Annotated in this window: 11 protein-coding genes; 9 read left to right on the plus strand and 2 right to left on the minus strand. The window is 43.7% G+C overall.

Going from position 1 to position 20,819, the window contains the following annotated elements; genetic code table 11:
* Positions 1 to 88: 88 nt before the first annotated feature.
* Complete coding sequence (locus AC4PG5_RS09990; RefSeq protein ID WP_492028748.1) at positions 89 to 1,657, minus strand: sensor histidine kinase; 1,569 nt, start codon at positions 1,655 to 1,657, stop codon at positions 89 to 91.
* 183 nt (positions 1,658 to 1,840) lie between these two features.
* On the opposite strand from AC4PG5_RS09990, the gene ahcY reads away from it, so the two are divergent.
* The 4 genes from ahcY to AC4PG5_RS10010 all read left to right on the plus strand — a co-directional run bounded on the left by ahcY (position 1,841) and on the right by AC4PG5_RS10010 (position 11,577).
* Positions 1,841 to 3,259, plus strand: a complete 1,419-nt coding sequence (gene ahcY / locus AC4PG5_RS09995; protein ID WP_492028749.1) for an adenosylhomocysteinase — start codon at positions 1,841 to 1,843, stop codon at positions 3,257 to 3,259.
* 83 nt (positions 3,260 to 3,342) lie between these two features.
* Positions 3,343 to 5,850: a YfhO family protein gene (locus AC4PG5_RS10000; RefSeq protein WP_492028750.1), complete on the plus strand. Its 2,508-nt coding sequence runs from the start codon at positions 3,343 to 3,345 to the stop codon at positions 5,848 to 5,850.
* A gap of 823 nt (positions 5,851 to 6,673) precedes the next feature.
* Positions 6,674 to 9,859, plus strand: coding sequence for a SusC/RagA family TonB-linked outer membrane protein (locus AC4PG5_RS10005; RefSeq protein WP_492028751.1), 3,186 nt, complete (start codon positions 6,674 to 6,676; stop codon positions 9,857 to 9,859).
* A 14-nt stretch (positions 9,860 to 9,873) separates the two neighbouring features.
* Positions 9,874 to 11,577: a RagB/SusD family nutrient uptake outer membrane protein gene (locus AC4PG5_RS10010; protein WP_492030736.1), complete on the plus strand. Its 1,704-nt coding sequence runs from the start codon at positions 9,874 to 9,876 to the stop codon at positions 11,575 to 11,577.
* Between the two features lie 267 nt (positions 11,578 to 11,844).
* Here AC4PG5_RS10010 and AC4PG5_RS10015 read toward each other — a convergent pair whose 3' ends face one another.
* A complete protein-coding gene (locus AC4PG5_RS10015; protein ID WP_492030737.1) occupies positions 11,845 to 13,758 on the minus strand; it encodes a sulfatase-like hydrolase/transferase in 1,914 nt (637 codons plus the stop codon).
* A 201-nt stretch (positions 13,759 to 13,959) separates the two neighbouring features.
* Here AC4PG5_RS10015 and AC4PG5_RS10020 point away from each other — a divergent pair, with 201 nt between their 5' ends.
* From AC4PG5_RS10020 to uvrC, 5 genes are all read left to right on the plus strand, one after another.
* Positions 13,960 to 15,192 carry a nucleoside recognition domain-containing protein gene (locus AC4PG5_RS10020; protein WP_492028752.1) on the plus strand — a complete coding sequence of 411 codons (1,233 nt, stop codon included), beginning with the start codon at positions 13,960 to 13,962 and terminating at the stop codon, positions 15,190 to 15,192.
* 12 nt (positions 15,193 to 15,204) lie between these two features.
* Positions 15,205 to 15,627, plus strand: a complete 423-nt coding sequence (gene ybeY, locus AC4PG5_RS10025; RefSeq protein WP_492028753.1) for an rRNA maturation RNase YbeY — start codon at positions 15,205 to 15,207, stop codon at positions 15,625 to 15,627.
* A gap of 679 nt (positions 15,628 to 16,306) precedes the next feature.
* Entirely contained in the window at positions 16,307 to 18,193 is a 1,887-nt protein-coding gene (gene mnmG, locus AC4PG5_RS10030; protein ID WP_492028754.1) for a tRNA uridine-5-carboxymethylaminomethyl(34) synthesis enzyme MnmG, read from the plus strand.
* Between the two features lie 50 nt (positions 18,194 to 18,243).
* Complete coding sequence (locus AC4PG5_RS10035) at positions 18,244 to 18,774, plus strand: adenine phosphoribosyltransferase (protein WP_492028755.1); 531 nt, start codon at positions 18,244 to 18,246, stop codon at positions 18,772 to 18,774.
* A 75-nt stretch (positions 18,775 to 18,849) separates the two neighbouring features.
* A complete protein-coding gene (uvrC, locus tag AC4PG5_RS10040) occupies positions 18,850 to 20,667 on the plus strand; it encodes an excinuclease ABC subunit UvrC (protein WP_492028756.1) in 1,818 nt (605 codons plus the stop codon).
* Positions 20,668 to 20,819: the final 152 nt, after the last annotated feature.

Here is a 20,819-nt window from a genome sequence, read left to right on the forward strand (position 1 = left end):
AAGAAACCTATTTATCATCTCGCCTTTACAAGTGGATCCTTGTAAAGGCGAGATGATAGTTTTAAGAAAATAGATGTATTATCCCCGATTAGTTATCACATGGCATCGTAAAGTAAAAGGTGGTTCCTTTGCCGACTTGAGAGCGTAACCAAATACGGCCATTCATCCGTTCTATTAGAGAACGACAAATCGTCAGCCCTAATCCGGTACCTTGAACAAACGTATCGACCTTACCGAAACGTTCAAAGATCTTCGAAGCCTTCTCCACAGGAATACCGATTCCGGTGTCTTTCACATAAAACTCCACAAAATCGCCTTTTTGATCAAAGCCAAAATGAATCTCTCCCGAAGACGTAAACTTAAAGGCATTATTCAGTAAGTTAGTGATGACCTGAGTAATTCTATCCCAATCGCCTTTTACATAGAGATCGGAATCTTTAGTATCGAAAAAAAGTTTAACGTCATTATTGGAAGTATAGTTATACTGCTGTTCGAGTTGAATGCAAATATCGAGCAAGCGTACAGATGCCATCGATAATTTCAACGTACCGGTTTCGATAGCGGAAATATCAAGAATCTCATCGATGAGATGAAGCAACATCTCAGAATTGGTTTCGATGATTTGAGCAAACTGCTGCTTATCCAATTCGTCATTAACTTCACTGATAAGCTTCGAAAAGCCTACAATCGCATTTAACGGCGTACGTATCTCATGGCTCATATTAGCGAGAAAAGCCGATTTTAGTCGATCGCTCTCCTCCGCCTTAGTCAAAGCCTCAACCAACGTTCGCTCCGCCTGCTTACTATCAGTAATATCCCACGATACACCAATAATATAAGGTTTTTCAGTGCTCGATCTCAACGTTTTCTTCAACGTTTTAATAAACCGTATATCCCCATTGGCTGTTTCATAATCCTCAACATACGAAAGTTCGCCCTCTTTTAATACCTTCAAATCAAGTTCGCGAAACTTTTGCATATCTTCAGTACGGGTAAAAATCTCGTAGTCATTCTTTCCAACGGCTTTGTTTATAGGTATTCCAGAGTTCTCAGCAAAAGCTTTATTAAAATAGAGGTATCTAAAATTGTTTCCGGAATCTTTGATAAAAAGATACACCGGGATGTTATCTAAGATCGCTCCCATCAAAGCATTCAATCGGGTAATCTCCTTTTGCTGCTCTTGATTAATGCATTCGGCCATGTATCTTTTTGAGATGTCGCGACAGATGCAAAGTAAATACTGATCGTCTAACGGAAAGATCTGGTTCTCATAATAATGCATCTCCCCATTCAACAAGAGTCGGTGATTGGCAATAGAGTCTTTGGAAGTCTCAATGACCTTTTTCATATTTTCCGCAATATTATAATAAGCCGATTCCGGTAGAATCTCTTTTATGTTTGATCCAACAATCTCCTGCGAGGTGATTCCTTCTAAATGATTAGTCGATGGAGAAGAGACGAGTTCGATAATGTTTCCTGAATGATCGAGTACCGTAATCATCTCAGGAAGAGTATCAAAGATCGATTGACTCTTTAACTCTCGAAATCGTGATTGAGTCGAACGATCCACAGAAAGAGAGAGGCCCTTGATCTGCTCTTCTAAATGAAAAATAATATCAATCAATTCTTGCTTTGTCTTATTCTTATAGAGTCCCATAATATCTTTTTTATAGAAGAAACTAAACAACAGCTCCTGCCGTTCGTCACTACAAATTTATCTAAAAGTTTTATTTCCCAATATAAATGTCAAGTTATTCTTATAAAAAAAGAGAGAGAGCGTTTGAACTCCTATGGATAATATCCTATCTTTGCACCACTTATACTTTAAATGATAGAATATATGTCTACAGAATTATTCTCTACATTGCCATATAAAGTGGCCGATATCAGTCTTGCGGACTTCGGACGTAAAGAGATCGATTTAGCAGAAAAAGAGATGCCGGGCCTTATGGCTCTTCGCGAAAAATATGGGGATCAAAAACCCTTGAAAGGTGCCCGCATCATGGGATCACTTCACATGACCATTCAAACCGCTGTTTTGATTGAGACCCTCGTGGCTCTTGGAGCAGATGTTCGTTGGTGTTCATGTAATATCTATTCAACACAAGACCATGCTGCTGCCGCGATTGCCGCATCAGGTGTTCCGGTCTTTGCATGGAAAGGCGAAACGTTAGCCGATTACTGGTGGTGTACGCTACAAGCGTTGAGTTTCCCGGACGGCAAAGGGCCAACCGTTATTGTCGACGATGGTGGAGATGCTACCATGATGATCCACGTGGGTTATGAAGCCGAATCGGATGCTTCGGTGCTCGACAAAGAAGTACATGCTGAAGACGAGATCGAGTTGTTCGCCATCTTGAAACGGGTCTTAGGCGAAGATGCCACTCGTTGGCACCGCACTGCCCCAGAGGTACGTGGAGTCTCGGAAGAGACCACAACCGGTGTACACCGCTTGTATCAGATGCAAGAAGAGGGCAAACTTTTATTCCCTGCCTTTAACGTTAACGACTCAGTCACTAAGTCAAAATTCGACAACCTCTATGGCTGTCGCGAATCGTTGGCCGATGGCATCAAACGCGCTACTGACGTGATGATTGCCGGAAAAGTGGTCGTTGTTTGCGGATATGGTGATGTCGGTAAAGGTTGCTCACACTCTATGCGCTCTTACGGGGCTCGTGTAATGGTTACCGAAGTCGATCCGATCTGTGCGCTACAAGCCGCTATGGAAGGTTTCGAAGTGGTAACCATGGAAGAAGCTTGCACAGAAGGCAACATCTTCGTCACCACAACCGGAAATATCGATATTATCCGTATCGATCACATGAACCGAATGAAAGATCAAGCCATTGTCTGCAACATCGGTCACTTCGATAATGAGATTCAGGTTGAAGCGTTGAAACGCTACCCGGGTATCAAACGCGTCAACATCAAACCACAAGTCGACCGTTACTTCTTCCCTGAAGGCCATAGTATCATTCTTTTGGCCGACGGACGTTTGGTTAACCTCGGTTGTGCAACCGGTCACCCTTCATTCGTAATGAGTAACTCGTTCACCAACCAGACTTTAGCTCAAATCGAACTTTTCAACAAAGATTATGAGATCAATGTGTACCGTTTACCGAAACATCTCGATGAAGAGGTTGCTCGTCTACACTTGGAAAAAATTGGGGTTAAACTCACCAAGCTCTCTGAGGAACAAGCGGCTTATATCGGCGTATCAGTTGATGGTCCGTATAAAGCAGAACACTATCGCTATTAATCACCTCATCCTATCGGGAGTAGTCGCCTTCCCGTGACTACTCCCTTTTTAGTTTTACAAACCACTTTAACCGCAGTGTACTCATGAAGAAGTATCTTCCGGACTTACTCGCCATCTTGGCTTTTGTCCTACTCTCGTTCGTTTATTTCTTTCCTGCCGATATTGAAGGACGCATTTTGTTTCAACACGACTCTGTTGCCGGTGCCGGTGGCGGACAAGAAGCTAAAATTTATCATGAGCAGACCGGCGAACGTACCCGCTGGACCAATGCCCTTTTTGGAGGAATGCCCACCTATCAAATGTCACCAAGCTACGACTCTAGCGAGTCCTTGGTCTGGATCGGGAAAGGCTATCAGCTTTTTCTCCCGCCCTACGTCATGCTTACTTTTATCCTCATGCTGGGCTTCTACATCCTGCTGAGAGCTTTCGGACTATCGGTATGGCTCTCGACCTTAGGTGGAGTGATCTGGGCCTTCTCGTCCTATTTCTTCATTCTAGTCGCTGCCGGTCATATCTGGAAGTTTGTTACCCTAGCCTATATCCCACCAACGATAGCCGGTATCGTGCTGACTTATCGGAAGAAATACCTGGTCGGAGGTATCGTTACGGCGCTCTTCCTCGCTCTACAAATCCAGTCGAACCATGTACAAATGAGCTATTATTTCCTCTTTGTCATCCTCTTCTTGGCCGGAGCTTATTTCGAAGAATCGTACCGCAACAAAACGCTCCCTCACTTCTTCAAAGCGAGCGGTATTTTGGTCATCGCGGCCTTGATTGGCGTATCAGCCAATCTATCGAATCTTTACCATACCTATCAATATAGCAAAGAGACCATGCGTGGCAAGAGTGAACTCAGAGCCACTGAAAAGAATGCCGATAACACCACATCGAATGGTTTAAACCGCGACTATATCACACAGTGGAGCTATGGCATCGATGAGACACTGACCCTTCTGGTTCCCAATGTCAAAGGAGGCGCTTCAGTTCCGTTGATGCAAAACGAAACGGCTATGGAAAAAGCCAATCCGAACTATGGTAATTTGTATAACCAGCTGACGCAATATTTCGGCGACCAACCGATGACCGCCGGTCCCGTTTACGTCGGCGCCTTTGTCCTATTCTTGTTCATCCTTGGCTGTTTTGTAGTCAAAGGACCGATCAAATGGGCGCTCCTTGGCGCCACCCTATTCTCCATCTTACTCTCGTGGGGAAGGAACTTTATGGGACTAACCGACTTTTTCATCGACTATGTGCCAATGTACAATAAGTTTAGAGCAGTCTCTTCTATCCTTGTCATTGCAGAATTTACCATTCCTTTGCTTGCCATTTTCTCATTAAAAGAGATCATCGGTAACCCTAAACTCTTAAGTTTCAAAGAAAATAAAGCAGCCTTAGCCACTTCTCTAGGACTCACTTTAGGTGTAGCGTTCATCCTCGCCTTAGCTCCCGGATTCTTCTTATCGGGCTATGTACCCGCACAAGAGATGGCTGCTTTACAACAAGCCATTCCGGCTAATCAACTCTCACCGATCATTGAAAACCTCAACGAGATGCGTATGGCATTGGTCACTTCCGACGCCTGGAGAAGCATCTGGGTGATCATTATCGGCTGTGCACTTCTCTCGCTCTTCCAACGAGGTAAACTAAAAAGTTCCTGGATGGTTGCAGGAATCATCATCCTCTGCTTAGTTGACATGTGGGGCGTTAATAAGCGCTACCTACACGACGATCTTTTCGTGCCGAAATCAGAGCAAGCCGATGCATTCCGCAAGACACCCACCGATGAACTCATCCTCCAAGACCCGACCCTCGATTATAGAGTCTTGAACTTTGCAAGCAATACGTTCAACGAAAACAACACCTCCTATTGGCATAAGAGCGTGGGTGGGTATCATGCAGCCAAACTTCGTCGCTATCAAGAGATGATCGACCATCACATCACACCGGAAATGCAGAAGACTTATCAGGCTGTAGCTACTGCTGCCGGGAAAATGGATAGTGTCGACGGTGGTCAGTTCCGCGTACTAAACATGCTGAACACGCGTTATTTCATCTTCCCTGCGGGACAACAAGGTCAAACCGTACCGGTACAAAACCCTTATGCTTACGGTAATGCCTGGTTTGTGAATCAAATCGACTACGTTAAAGATGCTAATGAAGAGATTGACGCTCTAAACACCATCTTACCGACAGAGACGGCAGTTGTCGACATCCGCTTTAAAGAAGCCCTAAACGGACAAACGCAAGGGTATAAAGATTCCTTGTCGACCGTTCGCTTAACCACTTACGAACCTAACCGGTTGGTGTACGAAACTCATTCGGCCAAAGACGGTATTGTGGTCTTCTCTGAAATTTATTATCCCGGATGGAAAGCCACCATAGACGGTCAGCCGGCAAAACTCGCCCGTGCCAACTATATCCTTCGTGCCATGACTGTTCCGGCAGGTCAGCACACCATCGAGATGCGCTTCGATCCGCAAAGCTTACACGTCACCGAAGCCATTGCTTATGGTGCCTTGGCTCTGCTCATCATGGCCATCATGATCTATGCTTGGAAAAAGCGGAAAGCTTGTTCAAACCGAAAAGAATAATCCAACCGTCGGTCCGTTCTAATCGACAACAGATCATCCCCCTTCAGGATAAAATTCGATCCTGAAGGGGGATTGTTCTATGAGCTTCAGCCCCCCTTGTCCCGCAGCCACTCTCTCCATCAGATTAAAAAGTCGTTTAATCCCACACCTCCCACACTCTTTTTAGCAAAACGCCTTATTCATAATCCTTCCAAAGAGTGTGGGATAGTTGTTCGGTCTGTTTTATCCCACACTTTTGAAAAGGATCCCACACCATCCCACACCTCATCTCACAAACAATCTGATGACCCTATCCGACCACAATAAAAAACGAGCCACACCCCATTTTTCTACTTTTATCGGTCTTCTCCCTCTCGCTTCAACATCATGATGCGGCACGATGTTTAAGTCACTCACGCCCTTTCATTAACCGCCAAGAGTACTCCGTTAGTCGCTACCGAAAGCGCTTTTCTTGAGCCCTCGTTCGAGGGCCGATCGGTTTTCGTTCGAGGGCCGAAGAGCCCCCCATCGAGGACTGAAGAGCCTTCGTTCGAGGGCTCAAGAAATGAAACGAAAAGAATTATTAAGAATACAATAACAACAGATTAAATAAAAGGACATAATCGGTAGAAATGGCTTCCTATTATACCATTCCATCGCTAGAGAAAGGCTTCTACAAGTACAAATTGAGAGATAAACAAAGTAATTCAACAAAACGATCATTCTATAGAACAAATTTAAAATGACGTGAACAATAACTAAACCAACAGGGACAAAAGGATTAAACCATCAGATTAAAGTTAAATACATTTGCATGATTTATAAAAACCTTAATATTATTGTTATGGAAAACTTAACAAAATTACTATTACTGATTAGTTTTATTTTTTCAAGTTTATCCCTACAAGCCCAAGAAAAGACGGTGACCGGTCAGGTCACGGATTCTGAAGGCTTGGAGGTTATTGGTGCAAATGTCATCGTAAAAGGAGAGTCGGGAACGGGAGCTATAACCAACCTTAACGGACATTTTTCCATCAAAGTAAAAGACTCGTCAAGAGCCGTTTTAGTATTTACCTACATCGGCATGGACAAAGCAGAAGTTGCGGTTAAAGGACAAAGTGTAATCAACGTCACCTTAAAAGCGAACGCAGTGATGCTCGACGAGGTCGTAGCCATCGGGTACGGTACCTCAAAACGCAAAGAACTGACCGGATCGGTCGTCTCGGTAAAAAGTGAAGAATTACTGAAAGTCCCCACATCCGATATCACCCAAGCCCTTGCCGGACGGGTGGCCGGCGTACAAGTCACCCAAAGCGAAGGAGCCCCGGGGGCAAACATCTCGATTCGTGTGCGCGGTGGTATCTCCATTACCCAAAGCAACGAGCCTCTTTACATCATTGATGGCTTCCCCAATGAAGATGGCATGCAGAACTTAGATCCATCGGAAATTGAAACCATTGACATCCTAAAAGATGCCTCGTCTACGGCCATTTACGGTTCACGCGGGGCGAATGGTGTGGTCGTCATCACCACTAAAAAAGGAAATAAGAACGATTCCAAGTTCAACCTTTCATTCGATAGTTATATCGGCTTCAAAACATTAGCTAAAACCCTACCTGTTCTGTCGCCGAAAGAATTCGTTCTCTTGGATTACGAACGTAGCTTGGGAAATGCTTCAGGAGCTGATGGACTCAGTACGTTTGAAAAGATCTATGGCGTTTACAAAGACTTGGAAGCCAATTATGCACAACGTAAAGGTATTAATTGGCAAGACGAAACGTTGGGACGTACAGCAACCACTCAAAACTACCGCATTGGACTATCGGGAAAAAGTAAGGATCTCCAATATAATTTGGGATATAGCTATTTCAAAGACCAAGGCGCCATGGCTTACAGTGGAAACGATAAACATAATATCTCGTTTGCTATCGACCACAAAGCATCCGATCGTCTAAGCTTAACGGCCCGAATCAACTACGATCAGATGAAGGTGTATGGCATGGGAACTTCTGAAAACGGCGATCGATTCAACAAGATGCAACACATCTTACAGTATCGCCCAACAGTTGGTATCCAAGGAGAAGATCGTGATCTGCTTGAAGGAGAAGATCCTCTCTTAGCCGATGATAGCGGAAATGTGATGCAAAACCCACTTGTTTCGGCAGCAGAAGAAACCAACACACGCGAATACCGAACAATACAGATCAATGCGGGACTGACGTTTAAACTGCTGAAAGGGCTAACGTTCAGAAACAGTACAGGCATGCGTTACCAGACCATGCGACAAGACCTATTCTTCGGTGACCAGTCGATTACTGCCAAACGATCAAGCATTAACGGTAGCCTTAAAAATGCCGAAAACGGAAGTTTCCAAACCTCGAATGTGCTGACTTACGATTTCAACAAAGAGCGTCACCACTTCACCATAATGGCCGGACAGGAATGGGTTTCCTCATGGACCCGTTTCTTCAAAGCAAGTGCAAGTAACTTTCCAAACGACGATATCGGCTTGGCCGATCTAGGCCTCGGAGCCACTCCGGGAACTCCCGAATCAGGGGTTAACTACGATAATAAATTGATCTCTTTCTTTGGTCGCTTCAACTACAACTTCGCCGAGAAGTACTTGTTCACAGCCTCACTCCGCGCAGACGGATCTTCTAAGTTCGGACCAAACAATAAATGGGGTATTTTCCCCGCTTTATCGGCGGCTTGGCGATTGAGCGAAGAGCAGTTCATCAAGAAGTTGAATCTATTCTCGGATCTTAAGCTTCGTATGGGCTATGGCTTGGCAGGCAACAATCGCATTGCTAACTATGCCGCATTAGGTATTCTTTCATCGGTCACTTATCCTTCGGGAAATGGCGTCCTACCAGGATATGCTCCGAGTCAGATCCCCAATAAAGATTTAAAGTGGGAATCAAATAAGACTTTCAATCTAGGCCTTGATATGGGATTCTTTAATCAACGCCTAGTCATTTCACCGGAGATCTATGTCAATCGCAGTTCGAACCTCCTTCTCGACAGTCGCCTACCTTACTCCTCCGGATTTGAATCCATGATCAGAAACATTGGTGAAACCGAAAATAGAGGAATCGACCTGACCATCACCTCCGTTAACATCGATAGAAAAGATTTCCGTTGGTCGACTAGTTTCAACCTTTCACATAATAAGAACACCATTAAAGCCTTAGCAGATGAAGATTTCTTCTTGGCTAAAGCGGATTTTGGATACGAAGACAAAACCCATATCATTCAAGTCGGCCAATCCATCGGGCAGTTTTATGGTTATCAAACCATCGGCGTGTATCAAGTGGAGGATTTCGACTATGATGCTGCAACCAAGGAGTATACGCTGAAAAGTGGAATTCCATACTATGGCAATGCCTCAAACATCAAACCGGGCATGTGGAAATTTGCCAACAACGACGGGAATGAGGTGATCGACGAGAAAGATAAAACCGTGATAGGGAATGCCAATCCTTTATTCTATGGCGGGTTAAATAATAGTTTCAACTATAAGAACTTCGACCTAAGTGTTTTCATCACGTTCAACTATGGCAACGACATTTTTAACGCAACGAAACTAACCAACACAAAAGCCGGACGAAAAAACACCAATGTTCTCAAAGAAGCCGATAGCAGCCATCGGTGGGTCACGATCAATTCTGAAGGCCATGTGGTGACCGATCCTGCCGAACTAACAGCGATTAATCGCGGAAAAAGTGTCGCAGCCTGGTATGATCTCGAGGATGGAGATAAATACATCCACTCCTGGGCAGTAGAAGACGGATCCTATGTCCGTTTAAGCAATGTGACTCTAGGATATACCTTCCCTAAAAAGATGCTTAAGAGAATCGGACTACAGAACTTGCGCCTTTATGCTACAGGTAGCAACTTGCTAACCCTAACCAACTACACCGGATACGATCCGGAAGTGTCGACCAGAGGCAATAGTCTGACACCGGGAGTAGACTTTGGCGCTTACCCGCGCAGTCGTTCGTTTGTATTTGGTATTAACCTTGGATTCTAATCACTAAAAGTATGATGATAACAATGAAACATTTTATATATCTTTTTTGTATCCTATTCGCGGTCACTCTTACAGCTTGTGAAGATACATTGACAGAAAAACCCGATTCTTATTATGAGAAAGACAACTTTTTCGTTTCCGAATCGAATGCAGAAATGGCCATTACAGGAGTATACGATGTCTTAGCCACTCTCTCTCACTACGGACAATGCGAAATGGCCATGCCTTGCTCCGACGACACCTACTTTATTAACGGAACGGGAACAGATAACACCCGACGCGACATCTCACATTATACACTCACAGCCAATAACGAATGGATCAGCAACGTCTGGAAGGCTAAATACTTAGGAATTAACAGAGCTAACTATGCCATAGAAGGGATCAAATCCATGCCCGACTATGAGAGTAACACCAAACTAAAAAGTCTTGTCGGAGAAGCTCATTTTTTAAGAGCCATGTTAGCTTTCGACTTGGTGCGCTATTGGGGAGATGTGCCTTTCAAAATCACTTATTCCACAGGCTATGCCGACGCTAGTGCCCCGCGTGTTGACCGCGAACTCATCTACGACCAGATCATAGCCGATTTAGATGTAGCGAAATCGGCTCTTCCATGGGCTGAAGCCGGAAGTTCTCCCGAGAGAGCAACACAAGGCTCTGCTCGTGCGCTATTAATGCGTGTACTTGCGCAACGGGCCGGTTATAGTCTTCATATGAATGGAAAATTAGAACGGCCGGATGAAGAGAAACGAACGGCTTATTTTACAAGCATCATCAAGGAGTGGGAAGAGTTTCAAAAAAACGGTTACCATAATTTTTACGCTCAAGGCTATCTCGAACTATTCAAAGGATTCTCTTTCGGCACCCTCAACTCGAAAGAAAGTCTTTGGGAGATTGCCTTTTATACGGCGGACGGTAAGGTAGCCGACAACTCGAGCAACTGGGGGACTTACAATGGTCCGATGGTGGCTGCCCCCTCCGTTTCGTCTACCGAGACCGGTAATTTTATGGGGCGTGCCAACGCTTTCTTCCGTGTGGTTCCCGCTTGGAAAACATTCTTTGAAGACCAAGATGAAAGAAGAGAGGTCATGGTTTGTACCTATCAATATAAGTGGGACAAGAAGAAATATGCGCATGTCAAATATGAAAACTCAAAAGACGTGGCTAAGGAACAATGGTATCCGGGAAAATGGCGTCGGGAATGGATGCCTCTAGGTTTTGTCAATCCCAACAATGTCGACGTCAACTTCTGCTTCCTTCGTTACTCAGATGTAGTTTTGCTAGCGGCTGAAGCCTACAACGAGACTCATCAGACAGAAGAAGCTTGGAAACTCCTAAACAAAGTTAGAGAACGCGCGCATGCGACTCTTATCGCCCCCGAAAATTATGCCAGCTTACTCAAAGCCCCCAAGGTTCTTGATCTTCCATTCATTGATGACAGTAACGAAGAGGGTAAATTCCGCACAGCGCTTTATTGGGAACGTGGATTTGAACTCGCCTTCGAAGGACAACGTAAATATGATCTCATTCGTTGGGGAATCTTAAAAGAAGCCTTGGTCCTCACCGAAGAGCATATGCCAGAAGGCGTACAGTCGCCCAATCCGGCCTATATTGCCGGTAGCCAGTTTATCTCAGGCAAACATGAACTTTTCCCGATTCCTTTAGATGAGATGCAGTTAAATAAGAAATTAGAAGGAATACAAAACCCGGGATACTAAATGAGATAAAAATCATAAATAGCTGTTTGTTAATTAGATAACACAAAAAAGAGTAAACCAAAGAAAGCCGCTTCAAATCTGTTTTTGAAGCGGCTTTTATGTTAGCTCAGTTTAAAAGAGTTCTCCTATTTCAATCTATTCAATCTCTTCGCTCCTCACTTTAGAACGGCTTTAATCTTAGATCGGGCCTAATAAGGGGAGAGCCCTGAAAGCACAAAAGAGATCAAAGTCAAAGATAGATCAACCTATTCGTTCTCTCTCGATCGCTTATTGAGGCAGAGGAACCATCGGACGTCGACCATGATTCAACTTCAACCCTTCCTCATAAGCTTCTTTCCCATGAAGATCTTTGATTGGTAGTCGCCCAAGGTTAACCAGAAGGCCACGTGCCATCAAGCCGGCATCTTCATTTGCTTTATGCGGTAAAGCCGCTTCATCACGAAGCAACTGATCAATATAAGGCGCAAAATAAGGGAGCATCTTTCGGTCAAGCGATAAACATTCCAGAGCCGAATAGCCAATTTTACGAACCGCTTCACTTTGTGGATGCAGTAAATGACCGATGGCCTTATCGGGATAACCCGCATAAGCCACAGCATAAGCTGCTTCAGCTGCCACATAAGGATCTGGGTCGGATAGCAAAGTGAGCAGAACCTCAGGACAACTCTTCAACGTCCCTTTCACACCAAGCTGAGCACATCCTACAGCACCCCAATAACGCATCTCCGGGTAAGTCGAGGTCAAGGCTTTGAGCAAGATTGGTAAGTCGTCGGGAGTAGGCATACCAGCTAATTCCACTAACCGATAGAGCTCGTCCAACGGATAATTCGTCCGGCGCACCTCCGTATATAGAGTCACCTTTTCACGGGATGTCGGCAAGAAAAAGCCAAGGTCTCCCGTCTCACGAATATGTTTCGACATCGCTTGACGCAACTGGAGCAACGTTTGTTGATAAGCTCCATCGCCCGCTAGATTAGACAATTCGAACGGATCGGCTTGGAGATCAAATAATAACTCAGCCGTATGGTGTTCGAACGGTTGCTGCCATTCCGAACGGGTATTATGACCTCCCATCACCCATTGATCCCAAGCCTTATTCGAAGGCATTCCCCATTGGTAATAGTTGCGCAACGCAAACTGACGGTAAGGAATGTAACTTCGGATATATTTGTATCGCCCGTCGGTCATCGCTCTCACCGGCATATAATGATGAAGTTGGTTAGCCGCCAAAGCATACATATACTGCGGAGCAGATTTAACTTTGTAGGCTCCCATCAACGCTTGACCTTGCATCTGTTTTGGTGGTTTGATTCCGGCCAGACTTAACATACTCGGTCCTAAATCAACAAAGCTAATCAACGATTCATCTTTCGTTCCGGGATGAACAGGCGCTAGATGTTTCCATTTCTCGGGGAAATAAGCGACTAGTGGGACACGAAGTCCGGTTTCATAAAGATAACCTTTACCACGAGGCAAACAGCCTCCATGGTCGCTAAATACAAAAATGATGGTATTCTCGGCCAGACCGGCTTTCTTCAAATCATCGAGGAAAAATCCCACCCAACGATCAACATCCTGAACGGCTTCCAGATGACCGGCATAATCGGAACGAACCTCCGGTAAATCGGGTACATGCGAGGGCAATATGAGTTGATCAGGATAAATGCCTTCCTTCGTATAATCTCGTCGACCATCCGTATGAAACGTTCGTACCCGCCCCATGTGAGAAGTCACCGTATTATAAACGGCGAAAAAGGGTTGTCCTTCTTTTCGTTTTAAACTGTGATAAGAAGCTTTATTTGAACACTCATCCCAACACGACTGATGATCGACCGTCGTATTATAATGAGTTTTACTATTATTCGTGCAATAATAACCAGCCTCTCTAAGCCACTCAGGAAAGAAAATGTGTTCGGGAGTCGCATAAGGCACCGGATGTACATCCATTCCGTATGTGGTGGCATAACAGCCGGTGATTAATGACGAACGTGCTGCAGAACTCTGTGGTGCCACGGACCATGCATTCATAAATTGGATACCATTGGCTGCTAAACCGTCAATATGAGGTGTATGAACTTGTCTGTTTCCATAACATCCAAACTCATAATAGCTACTATCTTCAAAAGTCAACCAAAGGATATTGGGCCGTTCCTTTTCCGTCTTAGCTTCACTATTCACCATGGGTAGAAGTAAAGGTAAAGTCGATAAATAAATTTTCATTTTCATGATCGTTTGTTTTTAGGAGCTAAAGTAGAGAAAAGCAAGAATAATGACTCTGAGATCTGTTTTAAGATCTTTCAGATCTGTATAAAAACGGAACAAAAAGCTCATTTTACAAGAAAGTTTAGCTACTTTTGCAAGAGATACACAGACTCTTTGCTTATGGTGCTCAATTACATCTGGATTGCTTTTTTCGTCATTGCTTTTATTGTAGCGTTACTCAGAGTGATCTTCTGGGGCGATACGGAAATCTTCACCGCAATCATAAATTCGACATTCGATTCATCGAAAACAGCCTTTGAAATTTCATTGGGTCTAACCGGGGTCTTAGCTCTTTGGTTGGGCATTATGCGAATCGGCGAGAAAAGCGGACTCATCAATGCTCTTGCTCGTTTCTTAAGCCCTGTGCTTTGCCGTCTATTCCCCGACATCCCCAAAGGGCATCCGGTGCTAGGCTCCATATTTATGAATATGTCGGCCAACATGCTCGGGCTCGACAACGCTGCAACTCCGATGGGATTAAAAGCCATGAACGAGCTACAAGAGCTCAACCCGCACAAAGACACAGCCTCTAATCCAATGATCATGTTTCTGGTCATCAACACGTCGGGGCTCGTCATCATTCCCATCAGCATCATGGTTTATCGTGCACAACTTGGAGCTTCCCAGCCCACTGATGTCTTTATTCCTATTTTACTGAGTACATTTATATCCACATTGGTCGGCGTAATGACAGTTAGCTTTGCTCAAAAAATCAATCTCATCAACAAAGCCATATTAAGCCTCATTGGGGGAATCAGCTTGTTCTTTGCAGGACTCATTTATCTCTTTACAACGCTATCTAAGGAAGATATGGGGACTTACTCCACATTGACAGCCAACATCCTTTTGTTCGGCATTATTATCCTCTTTCTTCTCAGCGGAATGCGAAAAAAGATCAACGTCTACGAATCTTTCGTAGAAGGAGCCACCGAAGGGTTCAAAACCGCCGTACGAATCATTCCGTACTTAGTCGCTTTCTTAGTCGGCATTGCCGTTTTTCGCACATCAGGAGCCATGAATTACCTCATTGACGGCATCGAATATGTCGTTTCACTATTTGGTTTAGACACGAGTTTTGTCGGCGCTCTACCCACCGCACTCATGAAATCACTCAGTGGCAGTGGTGCGAACGGATTGATGATCGACACCATGAAAGAGTTTGGAGCGGACTCCTTTATAGGACGCATGAGTTGCGTGGTAAGAGGAGCCTCAGACACCACATTCTATATCTTAGCAGTTTATTTTGGTAGTGTCGGAATCTCTAAAACGCGCAATGCGGTGACTTGCGGATTGATTGCCGACTTGTCAGGGATCATTGCTGCTATCTTAATCAGTTACTTATTTTTCTTTTAATATGATCAAATTATGGCTATAACTTATCAAACAGAAGGCATTAAAATGCCTCAGATCAAGAAACGGGAAACCTCCGAATGGATCAAGAAAGTGGCTGCCACTTATCAAAAACGTGTTGGAGAAATTGCTTATATATTCTGTTCGGATGATAAGATATTGGAAGTTAACCGCCAATACCTGCAGCATGATTACTACACCGATATCATCACCTTCGACTATTGTCAAGGTGACCGTATTGCCGGTGATCTATTCATCAGTCTAGACACGGTCAAGACGAATTCCGAGCAGTTCAACACCCCCTATGAGGAAGAGTTGAATCGCACGATTATTCATGGCATCCTGCACCTTTGCGGAATTAACGACAAAGGACCCGGTGAACGAGAAATCATGGAGGCAGCAGAGAATAAAGCCTTGGGTTTACGAAAGGAGCAATAACGCTTCTTTCGCTCAACAAATTTCCAAATCAGTTGTTTTTCAGGCTTTACCCAAAGCATAACCGAAAATCAGAAGAAGGAATAGACTTAATAATTGGACATAAAAAAAGAGCGAATAACTCCGCTCCACACATAAAGAATCCCCCAAAATGGGATTCTTTTTTTTCTTCTTTTTGTTACCTGAAAAAACCTTTTTAAACTAATAAACCTAACTAAAAAACCTTTTTTGTTATCAAAAAACAAATCTTTTTCTTAAACTAATACCTTAATTCTTTTATTAACAACCTAAATCATTTACCTTTCTAATACCAAATATTCTGAGTAGTTTCACAACTACAGTGCAAAGGTAAGGATGGTTCTATTTACAGCAAACAAAATCAGAAAAAAATCAAAAGAAGGGTCGTTTTATTGACATAGATCAACCACACCATTACTAAAACCCCAACAACCTACTTATCAGTCTATTACAACAGGGCCTAAGAAACAATAGTCAACTGGGCAAACCCATAATATCAGCCGACTAATCCCACAATAATCATCTTAAATACGATATAAGAATTCGAGTCGTAACCATTAATTCCGGTTAATATTCACCCGATTAAGCATCTAAAAAGAACAAAGGCACAAGAAACTCACAACTTTTCCGTAAATTTGCAGCGTTTGACTATAAATAAGAAACAATGGATTTTAAGTACGACGTTATCGTAATTGGTGGTGGACATGCAGGATGTGAAGCAGCTGCAGCAGCGGCAAACCTCGGTTCAAAGACTTGTCTGATCACCATGGACATGAATAAGATCGGACAAATGAGTTGTAACCCGGCTGTCGGAGGAATAGCTAAAGGACAAATCGTTCGCGAGATTGATGCGCTAGGTGGATATATGGGATTAATCACCGATCAGACGGCCATCCAATTTAGAATATTAAACCGATCGAAAGGTCCTGCCATGTGGAGTCCACGAGCACAATGCGACCGTGCAAAGTTTATCGTCGCTTGGCGTGAGGTTTTAGAGAACACGCCTAACCTACACATCTGGCAAGATACCGTACAAGAATTATTAATAGAAAATGGAGAAGTCATTGGATTAGTCACCATTTGGGGAGTCACCTTCCGTGCAAAATGTGTGGTCATCACGGCCGGGACGTTCCTTAACGGACTGATGCACGTTGGAAAAACGCAAGTACCGGGCGGACGAATGGCCGAGCCTGCCGCTTATCAACTGACTGAATCGATCGCACGTCATGGCATCAACTACGGACGAATGAAAACTGGTACGCCAGTACGCATCGATGCTCGAAGCGTTCATTTTGATCTAATGGAAACCCAAGACGGTGAAAACGATTTTCACAAGTTCTCTTTCTTAAATACAAGTGTCCGCCATCTCAAACAATTGCAATGTTGGACGTGTTATACTACGCCCGAAACACACCAGATATTAAGAGATGGATTAGCGGATTCACCCCTATACAACGGACAAATTCAAAGTATCGGGCCACGCTACTGCCCAAGCATCGAAACGAAAATCGTTACCTTTCCGGATAAGGAACAACACCAATTGTTTTTAGAACCTGAAGGCGAAACGACCCAAGAACTCTATTTAAACGGATTCTCTTCTTCACTCCCACTCGATATTCAATTAAGAGCCTTAAAGCAAATTCCGGCCTTCAAGGACTTAGTCATTTATCGTCCCGGATACGCCATTGAATACGATTATTTCGACCCGACACAACTCAAACACACGTTAGAGTCCAAAGTCGTTAACAATTTATTCTTTGCCGGACAGGTCAACGGAACAACAGGATATGAAGAAGCTGGAGGACAAGGACTAATTGCCGGCATCAATGCGCATCTAAATTGCCACGGAGGCGAACCTTTCACTCTATCTAGAGATGAAGCCTATATTGGCGTATTAATCGATGACCTTGTGACAAAAGGTGTCGACGAGCCTTACCGTATGTTCACCTCACGTGCCGAATATCGCATCTTGCTCCGTATGGATGATGCCGACATGCGCCTGACAGAACGCGCCTACCAATTGGGACTAGCGACTCAAGAACGATATGATTTATTTAAAAGAAAGAAAGATGCCATCGATCAAATCATCGCATTCGCGAACGACTATTCGATCAAGCCGACCTTGATTAATGACAAATTAGAAACGCTGGGAACTACCCCTCTGCGCCAAGGCTGCAAACTAATAGAGTTACTCAGCCGACCACAAATCACTATCGAAAATCTAGCTCCACACCTTACAGCTTTCCAACAAAAGATTGACAAAGCGACCTCGCAAGAGCCGGAGCGTAAAGAAGAGATTATAGAAGCCGCAGAGATCCTCGTCAAATACCAAGGTTATATTGAACGCGAGCGGCTCATTGCTTCCAAACTAGCACGGTTAGAAAGCATAAAGATTAAAGGAAAATTCGACTATGCGTCCATTCAATCACTATCAACCGAAGCTCGTCAAAAGTTGATTAAGATTGACCCGGAGACCATTGCACAAGCCAGTCGAATCCCCGGAGTCTCGCCAAGCGACATCAACGTCCTGCTGGTGTTATCCGGACGATAGTCGTCGACGTTTCACGTGAAACAAATCATTTAAATGACTGATATAAACAAATGAGTATGAGCAAAGAAACGCTTATTGAAAGCATTAGAAAAGTGCCGGATTTTCCAATTCCAGGCATTCTCTTTTATGATGTCACGACCCTATTTAAAGACCCGAAATGTCTTCAAGAACTTTCGGACACCATGTACAACATGTACAAAGGAAAAGGGATCACCAAGGTTATCGGCATCGAGTCTCGCGGATTCATTATGGGTCCTATCCTAGCCACACGATTAAACGCAGGATTTATCCCCATAAGAAAACCAGGCAAGTTACCTGCAGAAACCATCGAAGAAAGCTACGATAAAGAATATGGCAAGGACACTGTTCAAATCCACAAAGATGCCATTGATGAACATGACGTTGTTTTAATCCACGACGATCTTCTGGCAACAGGAGGAACAATGAAAGCGGCTTGTAAGCTCATTAAGAAGATGAAGCCAAAAAAGATCTACGTTAACTTCATTATCGAGCTCAAAGAGCTGAATGGAAAATCACAATTTGAAGATGATTTAGAGATAGAATCAGTATTGTCTTTGTAAACGAAAAACAGTATATTTGTAAGGTGTAGTTTAGACTACACCTTTTTTGCATCCAACAAATTAAAAGTAACAGTCATGAGTCAAGAGGATTTGAAAATAAACGACTATTTAAAAGGCATCGTTTCCAACCTGCCGGAGACTCCTGGTGTCTACCAATATCTAAACGCCGAAAAGCAAATCATATACGTTGGAAAGGCAAAAAACCTCAAACGAAGAGTATACTCCTATTTTAGCAAAGAACACGAACCAGGGAAAACGCGGGTACTAGTTAGCAAGATCGCCGACATCCGCTATATCGTGGTCAACACAGAAGAAGACGCACTATTACTCGAAAACAACCTCATCAAGAAATACAAACCGAGATATAATGTTCTACTAAAAGACGACAAGACCTACCCTTCTATTTGCGTTCAAAACGAGTATTTTCCACGAGTTTTCAAAACCAGAAAGATCATTCGTAACGGTTCCACCTACTTTGGGCCTTATAGCCATGCGCCATCAATGAACGCTGTATTAGATTTAATCAAGCAATTATATCCATTACGAACCTGCAATCTAAACCTCAGTCCAGAGAATATCCGTAGCGGGAAATTCAATGTCTGTCTTGAATATCACATCAAAAACTGTGCAGGCCCCTGCATCGGCCTTCAATCCCATGAGGAATACCTTAAGAACATCGATGAAATCAAGTCTATTCTAAGAGGAAATACACAAGCTGTAAGCCGCGTGTTACTAGAAGAGATGCAGCAACTCGCTACCGAAATGAAGTTTGAAGAAGCTGAGAAAATAAAGAAAAGATACCTACTCATCGAGAACTACCGTTCACGATCAGAAGTGGTCAGTTCAATATTACACAATATTGATGTTTTCTCTATAGAAGAAGATGAACACACCGCTTTCATCAACTACCTTCACATTACTAGCGGAGCCATCACACAAGCCTTCACTTTTGAATACAAGAAAAAGCTAAATGAAACCAAAGAGGAACTTTTATTAATGGGAATTATTGAAATGAGAGAGCGTTACCAAAGCAAATCACCCGAAATCATCGTTCCTTTTACGCTAGATATAGAGTTTAACAACGTCTCCTTTACCATTCCTCAAAAAGGAGAAAAGAAGAAACTGCTTGATCTCTCACAACTGAATGTCAAACAATACAAGGCCGACCGTTTGAAGCAATCGGAAAAACTAAATCCCGAGCAACGGAGCATACGCTTGATGAAAGAGATTCAAAACGAACTCCATTTGAACAAGATGCCCATGCAGATCGAATGCTTCGACAACTCCAATATTCAAGGATCCGACCCCGTGGCAGCCTGTGTGGTCTTTAGAAAAGCCAAACCCGCAAAGAAAGAATATCGTAAATACACGATCAAATCGGTAGAAGGGCCCGATGATTACGCATCCATGAAAGAAGTGGTTCGCCGCCGTTATACGCGAGCCATCGAAGAGCAAACTCCACTACCCGACCTTATTATTACCGACGGTGGAAAGGGACAAATGGAAGCCGTTAGGCGCATTATAGAAGACGAACTTCGACTCCAAATTCCTATTGCCGGATTAGCGAAAGACGGCAAACACCGTACTTCGGAACTACTTTTTGGATTTCCACCGCAAACGATTGGCATCAAACGACAAAGCCCACTCTTTCGTTTGCTGACTCAAATTCAAGACGAAGTTCACCGCTTTGCTATCACCTTCCATCGAGACAAACGAAGCAAGCGACAAACCGCCTCAGAATTAGATCGCATAAAAGGCATTGGAGAAAAGAGCAAAACAACCCTTCTTAAAGAATTCAAAAGCGTGAAACGCATTAAAGAAGCTTCACTAGAAGACTTAGCAACGATAGTCGGCCAAGCTAAAGCTCAACTTTTAAAAGAAAAACTTCAATAAAAGATGAGAAGTGGGAAACCCTAAATTCCCTGATCAAAGCCTACAGCAGTTCTCTTCTACGAAAATTCATTCAGACCAATTCGTTGAGACCGATTTGTAAAAAAGCCATCAGAATATTATTTCTCAAAAAAGAAACAATCTGTCTGTTTTTT

This window comes from Bacteroides sp. QWL-09 (assembly GCF_058683585.1).